The organism is Comamonas piscis, from assembly GCF_014109725.1.
GTDB classification, from domain to species: domain Bacteria; phylum Pseudomonadota; class Gammaproteobacteria; order Burkholderiales; family Burkholderiaceae_C; genus Comamonas; species Comamonas piscis.
This window is the reverse complement of record NZ_CP058554.1, coordinates 3,123,057-3,134,663: the sequence shown is the minus strand read 5'-3', so window position 1 is coordinate 3,134,663 and position 11,607 is coordinate 3,123,057. Positions and strand designations below refer to the sequence as shown.

The following is an 11,607-nucleotide window of genomic DNA, read 5'->3' as shown; positions in this document are numbered from 1 at the left end:
GAGTGGGATGCGGCGTGGCGGGTTGCAGCCCGCGATACCGCTGTCAGCCCATCAATTTCTGGCCGTGCCGATGCAGGGCGGTGATGCCTGCCACCACCAACAGCAGGCCCGCCCAAACACCGCTGACGGGAATGGGCTTGCCAGTCACGACGCTGCCCGCTTCCATGCCGCTGGTGTCCGGCTTCAGTGCAGCCACGCGGGGATCGGTTGCCAGAGCGACGCCCCAAGGCGCGCTGCCCACGGTCACGGAACCACGCAGCTGCTGGGTGGCGGTATCGATGACGGACAGGGTATTGGCCTCAGGGCTGCTGACGTAGGCATGCGTACCGGCAGGGTGAAAGACCACATGTTGGGGCGCCTGGTCCACGGAAATCAATCCCACAACCGCATGGCTGGCCGTGTCGATGACCGAGACCGTGCCATCGCCGCTGTTGGTGACGTAGGCTTGTGTGCCCGAGGGATGAAAGGCCACGCGGCCAGGGTGCTTGCCGACAGGGACCGTCACGACCACCGTTTTGCGGCGGGTATCAATCACGCTCAGGCTGCCATGGCGGTGGTGGGATTCCCGGTTGACCACATAGGCCAGGCCGCCCGCAGGGTGTAGCTTGATATCGCTGGGGTCCATGCCGACGGCAATGCGTTGTAGCACCGTCCCGTTGGTCGGGTCGATCACCGCCACTTTTCCGGCATGGGTCTCGTACTGTTGTTCAAGCGAGTAGAGGCGTGAACCATCGGGGTGGATGGCCATGCCGCGCGTGTTTTGGGGGCTGACGGGGAAGGTACGCATGATCTGGTGGGTGGCAGTGTCAATGACGGCAATCGCTCCGCCGTCCGGGGTATTGGTGTCTACATAAGCCAGCGATCCGGAAGGGCTGAAGACAACGCCGTTGCTGATGTGGTTCAAGGGGATACCGGCCAGCAGCTGGTGCTTGCCCAGATCGAGGACTGCAACCGTGGCCGACCAGATGCTGCTTAAATAGGCTAGGCATCCATCCGGGCTGATGGCAATCTCCTGCGGCATGGCCATGCCAGCAGGAATGGCGCGGACCGAGCGCTGGGTTGCTAAATCGACCACGGAGACCTGGTTGTCATCGCGGTTGACCACATACGCCAGAGGCGCGGCCTGGCATAGTCCGGCTGCACCGAAATAGGCCAGCGCAGCGATCCAGCGCTGGCGGGAGCGCAGACACCCTTTCAGATTGACTGACACGATTGAAATTAAGTAATTGATTAATTATATTAATGTACCTTAGCTTAGAGAAAAATGCAGGGCCTTGGTTTGCAGGCTGAGGATTGTTGGCAATTGCCTGGCGTGCGCCCAACGCAGGCTGAAACGCCGATAGGCCAGACTCCGGGCAAGATCCAACCGACGCGGGAGCGCTGCAGAATGCTTCTAAGGTGACTGCTTGAAACACGGCCAAGGCTGCCTAAAGTGCTGGGAGTCGGCAAGTTTTGCAGATGGCAGACCAGCGGCAGCATCGCTGCCGGGCCAGCAAGTGATGGGTGTCGTCAGCGAGTGACGGTAAGTGCGTCGGAGAAAGGCTGGGGCCGGCCTACCGCGTAGCCCTGGGCATAGTCGATGCCCATGCCCCGCAAGGTCTCCACGATCTCGGGGCTGGATGCAAACTCCGCAATGGTTTTCATACCCAGGGCATGGCCCAGGTGGTTGATGGCCTCCACCATGGCGCGGTGGGCCGGCTCATTGAGCATGTCGGCGACGATGGCGCCATCGATCTTGAGAAAATCCACCGGCAGGTTTTTTAAGGAGCCAAAGGACGAGACGCCGGCACCAAAGTCATCCATGGAGAAGCGGCAACCCAGCGCCTTCAGGGCATTGACCAAGCGAATGGCATTGGGCAGATGGGTGATGGCCGCAGTCTCGGTCACTTCGAAGCACAGCGTGCGTGGGTCCACCCCGTGGAGCGCGATCTGCTCTTGCAAAAAGTCCAGCAGGCGCTCGTCGCCCAGTGAGGTGCCAGACAGATTGATCGCGCAGCAGGTAATGGCCGGGGTCTGCCCTGTTTTTTGCAGATGGACCAGGGTCTTCAGCGTTTGCTTGACCACCCAGCGGTCCACCATCGGCATCAGCCCATAACGCTCTGCAGCCGGAATGAACAGCACCGGGCTGATGATATTGCCATCGGGCAGGTGCATGCGTATTTGCACCTCGATGTGCAGGCCGCCGCCAGCGATGTGATCGGCGGCGGTACTGAGCGCCACAATGTTCTGGGCATAGAGGCAGAAATGCCCGCCTTCAAGTGCCGCCTTGATGCGCTCGACCCATTCCATCTCGCCGACATAGCGGGCAATCTCCTGGTCCACCCCGGGATCATAGGCATAGACATTGTTGCGACCGCGCTGCTTGGCGCCGTAGCTGGCCATGTCGGCCACGCGCAGCACTTCTTCCACCGACGCCAGCGGCGCAGCCAGCTTGACGAGTCCAATGCTGATGCCCGCGCTCAGGCTGCGTTCCCCCCATTGAATGCGCACATTCTGTGCGGCATCGCGGATCTGCTCGGCAATGCGCTTGGCTTCATCGAAGGAGCACTGGGTCAGCAGGATCGCAAATTCGTCGCCGCCCACGCGGGCAAGGGTGTCTCCCGCGCGCAGACAGCGCTGCAGCATGGCGCTCATCGCACGCAGCATGGCATCGCCAGCGATATGGCCAGCGGTGTCATTGATGACCTTGAACTGGTCCAGATCGAGGTACATGATCGCGTGGCCCGCAGACGGCGTGGGCGACTGCTTGGTCTGCGCCAGGAAGACGCCCAGCAGGCGTTCGAACTCATAGCGGTTGACCAGGCCGGTGAGCTGGTCATGGGTGGCCTGCCAGGCCAGTTCGCGGATATAGCTTTGCTCCTGGCTCACATCGTGCAGCACAAATACGGCCTCGGTGGTGCCGTTGTCATCGCTGATCGCGGTAAAAGCCAGTTTCACCTCGCGCACCTGCTGCTGCGCGTCGTAAAGCCGAAAAATCGTGTCGCGCGGATGCTCACGCCCTTCCAGGGCTTCGGAAATAGCGGTTTGCACCAAGGGAGGAGCGCTGCCCAAATCGCCGCCAGCGAAGGCGGGCGGCGCATGGATGTGTTGTACCAGCTTGCCGGTCACCAGCTGCTCCAGGCTCAGCCCCAACAGCTCCTCGGCGGCGCGGTTCATGTACACCACATGGCCGGCGGCATCTGTGGTGATGACGGCTTCGCCAATGGCGGCCAAGGTAGTGGAGGCGCGCTCGCTGACCAGATCCAAGGCATCTTCGGCACGTGCGGTCTTGCGCTGCAGGCGCCAGGTGTGGCCCATCAGCAGGCTGAGCATGGCCAGCGCAATGCCGATGTTGATCGACCACAGCCATTTGTTCATGGCACGCGAGGTATCGCCCAGCGCCTTGTTGAAGGCCCGCTCCGCTTCGGACAGCTGAATCTGCAGGGAGTTGATCTGGGCCAGCCAGCTTTGCTTTTGCTCGGAGGTAGGCGGTGCCAGCTGCAAGCAGGCATAGATGTCGCCGCCCAGGGTCTGGAGCTCGTGCAAGGGCTCATCGGCATCCCGCCAACGGCCCAGCAACTCGCCGATGGATTCCGTGTGTCTGAAATACACCGTCAGCCAGATCAGCGCATTGATCTCTTCCGGCTCGTTGTGCCCTTGCAGCAGCAGCAAGGACGCCTGGGCTCGCGCGGCATAGCCTTGGTCTTCGAGCATCAAGCGCGCCTGCATGTCGCTCATGGGGATGTGCAGGCCTTGGTGAAACTGTTCATAGGCGGCGGGGTCACCACTCACGGCATAGCGCGCCAAGGCATAGGTCGCGTCTTTTTGGCCCTTGCTCCACTGGCTCTCACCCGAGCTGAAAGCCCGCATCGCTCCCAGAATATGCAGGCTGGAGATCGCCAGCACGGTTTGCACGATCGCTAACGCCACAAAGGGCCAGATGCTTAGCAGCAGGCTGCGCTTGCGCACCGGCATGGCCACGCGCGTAGCGGGCAATGCATGGCCCTCTGGCAGTTCAGCAGATGGAGGGCTCAAGCGGGGCATGGTTGCGCCGGTTGGAGGCAAGGGGCACCATGCCGCTTAGTGGATTGGACGAGCGATCGGTGCATGGGGCAGGACGGGTCAGCAAACATGGTGGGCGCAATGCAGGGCGAGCGGCAAAGGCACCGCCTAAAAATCATTCAAATATAGTAATACGCTATTCGATGATTCACTTCTTTTAATTGTAGTTATTTAGGGTAAACACGGGGGACTTTATTTGCGGCTTTTCGCAGCAATCTGTAATTCGTGTGGAGCAATGCATACAGCGCTTTGAGAGACATGCGAGAGGTGATCACGGGCCGGCCACTGCTGCCACGGGCTCCAAGGCTTGGCACAATGGCTGCTGCGGCACGAGCCTCGCACCATCTATACAAGGAGCCATACAACATGTCAGCACAGCGTCCGTTCAAGGTTTTGGGAATCCAGCAAGTGGCCATCGGTGGCACTGACAAAGACCGCATGAAAAAACTCTGGGTGGACATGCTGGGCTTGTCACAAACCGGTACCTTCCGCAGCGAGCGTGAAAACGTCGATGAAGACATTCTGGCGATGGGCAAGGGCGCGTTCGCGGTTGAGGTGGACATCATGCAGCCGCTGGATATCGACAAAAAGCCTGCCGTGCATGCCACGCCGCTCAACCATATCGGTCTGTGGATTGATGACCTGCCCAAAGCCGTGGAATGGCTGACAGCGCAGGGCGTGCGTTTTGCGCCGGGGGGCATTCGCCCTGGCGCCGCTGGCCATGACATCTGTTTTCTGCATCCCAAGAGCAATGACGAGTTTCCCATTGCTGGAGAGGGTGTACTGATCGAGCTGGTGCAAGCGCCGGCCGATGTGATTGCAGCCCTTAGTTGAGGGGTCAGCGCTATGGCAGACACTCCCACTTTTCAAGCCTGCGTAATTCCGGTGCTGCGCAGCTTCGATGCCCAGCGGGCAGCAGAGTTTTATCAAGAGTTTCTGGGCTTTGCGCAGGACTGGACACACCGCTTTGGCGATGACTTTCCGCTCTACCAACAGCTCAGCCTGCGAAGCGCTGCGGGCCTGGCCTGCCTGCTGCACCTGAGCGAGCACCATGGCGATGCCTGCCCCGGCAGCACGGTACGCATTGCCTGGCCGCAACTGGAGGCCTTCCATCAAAGCCTGCTGGCCAAGAACTACCGCTATGCCAAGCCAGGGCTGGAGCGCATGCCTTGGGGCATGCTGGAGATGCGCATTGCCGATCCCTTTGGCAACCATCTGGTGTTTTTTGAAGAACTGCCGGAAACGCCGTAGGGCGCAGACAGCGAAGCGCTCTGCAAACCCAACCATAGCCGCACGCCGTTGCGGCTTTTTTATGCCCGAGCTTTGCAAAGACCCACAGAACCGCTGGGGATAAAACGGGGTGCTGGCGTCAATAAACTCCCAAATAGTGCCATTGGTATTTGACTGGATGGCGTACTAGCGCAGGGCAGCAGCCAACCTGGGCGCTCGAAGATGCTTGAAACCCCTTATTTGCTGCTAATTGACTGTGTTGTGCATATTGTTTGGCCATCTATAGAGCCCAGAAAAAGCGGGTTTGGCAATGCAATGCCGGAAGTTGCAGCAATGTACTGGCTTCTTGCCTGCAACATGCCCGTAACAGCGCCCTAAGTTGGAGACACTGCAAAGCTGCCAAACCAGGCTTGAAGAGGACCCAGGGCAGCGCTTGGATGGACATGGGATATGGACACAATAAGTGCCATGCCCGGGCATCTCGCACCGGGTAGCGATTGAGGAGATTTCCCATGTCCAGCCCCCATAACCCTGGTACGACGACATCGGCTCTGCATTGGCATCCCAAAGTAGCGGTGACCGATCAGACGAAGGCCGCAGAGCCCTGGCCTGTAGCCCAGGTACAGGCCCTGTTTGATATGCCCTTTATGGCCTTGATGTTCCACGCGCAGACGGTGCACCATGCGCACTGGCTGGCGGGTGATATCGAGCTGGCAACCTTGCTTTCGGTCAAGACAGGTGGCTGCCCGGAGAACTGCGGCTACTGCCCGCAGTCAGCGGCCTACGACACGGGGGTCAAGGCCGACAAGCTGATGGATGTGGCAGAGGTAGTCCGCGCTGCACAAGCGGCCAAGGACGCGGGTGCCAGCCGCTTTTGCATGGGGGCCGCCTGGCGTGCACCCAAGGACAGGGATATCGCCCAGGTCAGCGCGATGATCTCGGCTGTCAAGGCACTGGGCCTGGAGAGCTGCGCCACCCTGGGCATGTTGGCGCCCGAGCAGGCGCAGGCGTTGAGCGATGCCGGTCTCGACTACTACAACCACAACCTGGACACCGGGCCGGCGTATTACCGCGATGTCGTGAGCACCCGCCAGTACCAGGAGCGCCTCGATACGCTGGCCCATGTTCGTGCCGCCGGCATCAGGGTGTGCTGCGGCGGCATTGTGGGGATGGGAGAGGAGGTGGTGGACCGCGCGGCCTTGCTGGCCCAACTGGCCAATATGCAGCCCTACCCAGAGTCCGTGCCCATCAACAGCCTGGTACGGGTGCCCGGCACGCCGTTGGCGGACAGCGCGCCGGTGGATTCGCTGGATTTTGTGCGTGTGATTGCGGTCGCCCGTATTGTGATGCCCCAGGCCCGCATACGCCTGTCTGCCGGCCGCCAGCAATTGGGCGAGGCGGTGCAAACGCTGTGCTTTATGGCTGGTGCCAATTCCATCTTCTATGGCGACAAGCTGCTGGTGACCGGAAACCCGGAGGCGAAAAGTGATGCGCAGCTGCTGGCCAAGCTGGGCCTTGCCACCTTAAAAGTGGCGACCTGAAGCCATGGGCGCTTGCCTTCCAGATCAGAAGCCGATACAAAAAAGGCCAGCAAACGCTGCTGGCCTTGTGAGCGCTTGCCGGATGGGGGATCAGCGGCCGCTGGCTTGCGCCTTTAGCGCCTGCGCGATCTCGGTCACCAGCGCTGGCCCTCGATAGATCAATCCCGTATAAATCTGCACCACGTCGGCACCGGCCTTGATTTTCTCGACCGCATCGGCATCGCTCAAGATGCCGCCCACCCCAATGATGGGGAACTGCGGGCCAAGCGCCGCACGCAGCTGGCGGACGACGGCATTGCTGGCCTCAAACACCGGGCGGCCGGAGAGGCCGCCGGTTTCCTCGGCATGTTGCAGGCCTTGCACGGCATCGCGGCTGATGGTGGTGTTGGTGGCGATGACGCCATCCATGCCATGGGCCTTGAGGCTGTTGGCGATCACGCTGACCTGCTCTTCCGTCAGATCGGGGGCGATCTTCAAGAACACTGGTTTGTATTGGCCATGCTCGCGTGCCAACTGCTCGCGGCGCTGTACCAAGGCGCTCAGCAACGCGTCCAGCGCCTCGTCGCTTTGCAGCGCTCGCAGGTTCTTGGTATTGGGCGAGCTGATATTGACCGTGATGTAGTCCGCATGGGGGTAGACGCCATCGAGGCAAGCCAGGTAGTCGCTGGTGGCGTTCTCCATCGGTGTGGCCGCATTCTTGCCAATGTTGAGGCCGAGCAACAGCGGCGATGCCTGCTTGCGGAACTGGGCCTTCTTCACATTGGCGACAAAGGCTGCCAGCCCTTCGTTGTTGAAGCCCAGGCGATTGATCAGCGCATCGCGCTCCGGGATGCGGAACATGCGCGGCTTGGGGTTGCCCGGCTGCGCTAGGGGCGTGACCGTGCCCACCTCGACAAAGCCGAAACCCATGGCGCCCAGGCCATCGATGGCGCGCGCATTCTTGTCCAACCCAGCTGCCATGCCCACCCGGTTGGGGAACTGCAGCCCCGCCAAGGTGATGGGGTCACTGACCCGGCTTTGGCGCCAGGCGCAGGCCAGCGGGGTGTTCTGGCCCTTGGCCAGCATGTCCATCGTCAGGTCATGGGCAGCCTCGGGCTGCATGCCAAACAGAACTGCGCGAGAGAGAGAGTAGGGGATCAGGGACATGGGATGGGATAATCAAGGCGTTGTTTGCATTTTCGCTGATCTGATCGCACTACCATGACTCAAGACGAATTAAAGACCGAAGTTGGCCGCGCCGCACTGCAATATGTGGTGGCCGGAGAAATTGTGGGCGTGGGCACCGGCTCCACGGTCAACAAGTTCATTGATGCGCTGGCCACCATCAAGGACCAGATTCCGGGCGCTGTGTCCAGCTCCGTCGCCAGCACCGAGCGCCTGCAAGCGCTGGGCATCAAGGTGTTTGATGCCAATGAGGTGGAGCGCCTTGCGGTCTATATTGATGGCGCCGATGAAATCGACCACCAGGGTTTTATGGTCAAGGGCGGCGGCGCTGCGTTGACGCGCGAGAAGATCGTCGCTGCGCTGGCCGAGCGCTTTATCTGCATTGCCGATGCCTCCAAACGTGTGCAAACCTTGGGCGTGTTCCCGCTACCGGTCGAAGTTATCCCCATGGCAGCCACGCAAATCGCCCGCCGCTTTGCGGCAAAGGGGGGCCAGGCTACGCTGCGCTTCAAGGATGGACAGCCGCTGGTGACGGACAACGGCCAGCACATTCTGGATGTTACGGGCCTGGCGATTGCCGACCCCGCTGCTTTTGAGGCTGAAGTGAACCAGTGGCCGGGCGTCATCACCGTGGGTGTGTTTGCGCACCAGAAAGCTGCTGTCTGCTTGTTGGGCACGGAGCAAGGTGTAGAGACGCTCGAGTTTTAAGCCGCCAAGCCTGGAAAAAAATGGCCCGACGCAGGCAATGCCTGGTCGGGCCATTTTTTGTGGTGTGCGGTACTTGGATTTAGAAAACAATCCCGGTGGGGTTGTTGGGCGTCACGCGATCCGGCTCGACGTTGGGGTTGCCGGAAGCCGGTGTGCCGTCGGTATCTGCAGGCTGCGTGGCCGCAGGTGCTGCTGGTGCAATCACTTTGGGGATCAGCGGCTGCGCAGGTGCCGGGCGGTAGCTGGAGGGCAGCTTGGACTGGGCCGGGTAGCCGGCGGCATCCAGGTAGGCGCTCCAGTCGTTTTCATTAAAGCCACTCAAATGCTGGCCGCCCAAGGTCGCAAACGGGATCGTGCCCTCGGCGTTGAGCTTGCGCAGGGCCTGGATTTCTTGGTTGGAGGTGACCGTTTTTTCTGAAAAAGGAATGCCACGGGTCAGCAGGTATCGGCGGGCGGTATCGCAGGCACCGCAGTCTTTGCTGGTGTAGAAGGTCAGAGGATACTTGGTTGCGGCTTGCTTGACTTCCAGTGGCAAATCATTCAAGCGGGTGCCGGCGGGCTCCGTGACCGCGCCGGTCGAGAGCGACTGGCTGGGGGTGTCCGAGGTAGGTGCGCGGTCCGAAAAGGTGACCCGCCCATCGGGGCCCACAATGCGATACACCGTTTGTGCGCTTGCCAAGCCAGCGGCACAAGCGATTGCGGTGCCAACCAGCATGCTTGCCAAAGCCTTTGTCTTCATGCCTATTCCCTCTCTATAGCTGTTGTGGCGCCATTATGCCTGCGCGGCGCCAAGGCTGGCTGAGGACTCTGGGGGGCGCTGAACCAGCGCCCCTAGGTCGTCCCGCTCAGACCGTCAGCGGCTCGGCCATGCCCTGGTGGCGCAGCAAGGCATCGAGCTGGGGCTCGCGGCCGCGGAAGGCCTTGAACGACTCCATCGCTGGGCGGCTGCCCCCCGCTTCCAAGATGGCATGCAGGTAGCGCTGACCGACTTCTGGGTCCACCACATCGCTGCTGCCGCGCTTCTTGGCCGCTTCTTCAAAGCTGGCAAAGGCATCGGCCGACAGCACCTCGGCCCACTTGTAGCTGTAGTAACCGGCTGCATAGCCACCAGCAAACACATGCGTGAAGGTATTGGGCATGCGGTTGAAGTCAGGCTGGTCCAGCACGGCTACCTGACGGCGCACATCGCGCATCACGCCATAGATGGCGTCTGCGTTGATGCCGTCACCCGACAGCTCGGTGTGGATGCGCATGTCAAACAGCGAGAACTCGATCTGGCGCAGGGTCTGCATGCCGGATTGGAAATTCTTGGCCGCAATCATCTTGTCGTACAGCGCGCGCGGCAGAGGCTCGCCAGTGTCGACATGGGCCGTCATGTGGCGCAGTACTTCCCATTCCCAGCAGAAGTTTTCCATGAACTGGCTGGGCAGCTCGACCGCATCCCATTCCACGCCACCGATGCCGGAGACATCGCGCTCATTAACCTGGGTGAGCATGTGGTGCAGACCGTGGCCGGTCTCATGGAAGAGGGTGATGACGTCGTCATGCGTCAGCAGTGCCGGCTTGCCATCGACGCCGGCTGCAAAATTGCAGACCAGGTGCGCGATCGGGGTTTGCAGCTCGCCATTGTCAGGGCGCAGCCAGCGGGTGCGCACATCGTCCATCCAGGCACCACCACGCTTGCCGTTGCGGGCAGGGGGATCCAGGTAGAACTGGCCCACCAGCGCGCCGTCGCGCTCGATGCGGTAGAAGCCTACATCCTGGTTCCAAACGGGCGCCAGATCGCCCTTGATCTGTACGCCAAACAAGGTTTCGACAATGCGGAACAGGCCCGCCAGCACCTTGGGCGCCGGAAAGTACTGCTTCAGCTCCTGCTCGCTGAAGGCATAGCGCGCTTCTTTCAGGTGCTCGCCAATGTAGCCCCAGTCCCAGGCTTGCGGGTTGTCCAGGCCCAGCTCGGTGCGGGCGTAGTCGCGCAGGTCTTGCACATCTTTTTGGCCATAGGGCTTGGCCTTGCTGGCCAGCTCTTGCAAGAACTCCATCACCTGGGCAGAGGATTGCGCCATCTTGGGCGCCACCGACAGCTCGCCAAAGCTGGGGTAGCCCAGCAGATGTGCCTCTTGTTCGCGGATTTTCAGAATCTCGACCATCAGCGGCGTGTTGTCCAGCTTGGTATCGCCAAACTCGCTGGCCCGCGTGGTGTAGGCGCGGTAGAGCTTTTCGCGCAGCACACTGCTCTTGGCAAATTGCATCACCGGCAGGTAGCTGGGGATCTTCAAGGTCAGCTTGTAGCCAGGCTTGCCGTCAGCCTCGGCTGCAGCGCGGGCGGCCTGGATGACGTCTTGGGGCACGCCGGCCAGCTCGTCCAGCTCTGCGTAGTAGGCAAACTGGTCGGTGGAGTCCATCGCGTTTTCGCTGTACTTTTGGCAAGCGATGGCGCTCTTTTCTTGCAGCGCGGCATAGGTCTCGCGTGCTTCACCTTGCAGTTCGGCTCCGCCCAGCACAAAGTTGCGCATGGCGTTGTCCCAGGCCTGTTTTTGCTCGCTGTTCAACGTCGCAGGGTCAATCGCCTTGTATTTGGCGTACAGCGCTTCGTCGGCGCCCAGCTGTGTCCAGAATGCCGTCACCTTGGGCATCTCGGCGTTGTAGGCGGCGCGCAGCTCAGGGGTGTCGGCGACGGAGTTGAGATGGCCGACCATGCCCCAGGCGCGGCCGAGCTTTTCGGTGGTCACATCGAGCACCTTGGCGATCTCGTTCCATTGCGCGGGAAAGTCGGGCGCGGTCACCGTCTTGAGGGCTGTCTCGCTTTCGCTGAGCAGCTGGTCGATGGCGGGGGCGATGTGTGCAGGTTGAACCTGGTCAAAGCGGGGCAGGCCGCTGAAGTCGAGCAATGGATTGGTCATGGTGCTGTCTATATGGGGTC

9 protein-coding genes are annotated in these 11,607 nt (G+C 61.1%); 4 read left to right on the top strand and 5 right to left on the bottom strand.

Annotation, left to right across the window (positions count from 1 at the left end):
• Positions 1-43 precede the first annotated feature (43 nt).
• Positions 44-1,210 (bottom strand): YncE family protein, encoded by a 1,167-nt coding sequence (locus HS961_RS14085; RefSeq protein ID WP_182322976.1) that lies wholly within the window; start codon positions 1,208-1,210, stop codon positions 44-46.
• 299 nt (positions 1,211-1,509) lie between these two features.
• Positions 1,510-4,023 carry a putative bifunctional diguanylate cyclase/phosphodiesterase gene (locus HS961_RS14080; protein ID WP_182322974.1) on the bottom strand — a complete coding sequence of 838 codons (2,514 nt, stop codon included), beginning with the start codon at positions 4,021-4,023 and terminating at the stop codon, positions 1,510-1,512.
• A 384-nt stretch (positions 4,024-4,407) separates the two neighbouring features.
• Between HS961_RS14080 and HS961_RS14075 the strand changes: the two genes are divergently transcribed.
• The 3 genes from HS961_RS14075 to bioB all read left to right on the top strand — a co-directional run bounded on the left by HS961_RS14075 (position 4,408) and on the right by bioB (position 6,812).
• Entirely contained in the window at positions 4,408-4,875 is a 468-nt protein-coding gene (locus HS961_RS14075; RefSeq protein ID WP_182322972.1) for a VOC family protein, read from the top strand.
• A 12-nt stretch (positions 4,876-4,887) separates the two neighbouring features.
• Positions 4,888-5,292 (top strand): glyoxalase superfamily protein, encoded by a 405-nt coding sequence (locus HS961_RS14070; protein WP_182322970.1) that lies wholly within the window; start codon positions 4,888-4,890, stop codon positions 5,290-5,292.
• Positions 5,293-5,783: 491 nt separating this feature from the next.
• Positions 5,784-6,812, top strand: a complete 1,029-nt coding sequence (gene bioB / locus HS961_RS14065) for a biotin synthase BioB (RefSeq protein WP_182322968.1) — start codon at positions 5,784-5,786, stop codon at positions 6,810-6,812.
• Between the two features lie 90 nt (positions 6,813-6,902).
• Here bioB and HS961_RS14060 read toward each other — a convergent pair whose 3' ends face one another.
• On the bottom strand, positions 6,903-7,958 hold the full coding sequence (locus tag HS961_RS14060; protein WP_182322966.1) for a quinone-dependent dihydroorotate dehydrogenase: 1,056 nt from the start codon (positions 7,956-7,958) through the stop codon (positions 6,903-6,905).
• Between the two features lie 54 nt (positions 7,959-8,012).
• Here HS961_RS14060 and rpiA point away from each other — a divergent pair, with 54 nt between their 5' ends.
• The gene (gene rpiA, locus HS961_RS14055) at positions 8,013-8,684 is read left to right on the top strand and encodes a ribose-5-phosphate isomerase RpiA (RefSeq protein ID WP_182322964.1); all 672 of its coding nucleotides are present in this window, start codon (positions 8,013-8,015) and stop codon (positions 8,682-8,684) included.
• Between the two features lie 79 nt (positions 8,685-8,763).
• Here rpiA and HS961_RS14050 read toward each other — a convergent pair whose 3' ends face one another.
• Positions 8,764-9,399: a glutaredoxin family protein gene (locus HS961_RS14050; protein ID WP_272956303.1), complete on the bottom strand. Its 636-nt coding sequence runs from the start codon at positions 9,397-9,399 to the stop codon at positions 8,764-8,766.
• Positions 9,400-9,529: 130 nt separating this feature from the next.
• Positions 9,530-11,587 carry a M3 family metallopeptidase gene (locus tag HS961_RS14045; protein ID WP_182322960.1) on the bottom strand — a complete coding sequence of 686 codons (2,058 nt, stop codon included), beginning with the start codon at positions 11,585-11,587 and terminating at the stop codon, positions 9,530-9,532.
• Positions 11,588-11,607 lie beyond the last annotated feature (20 nt).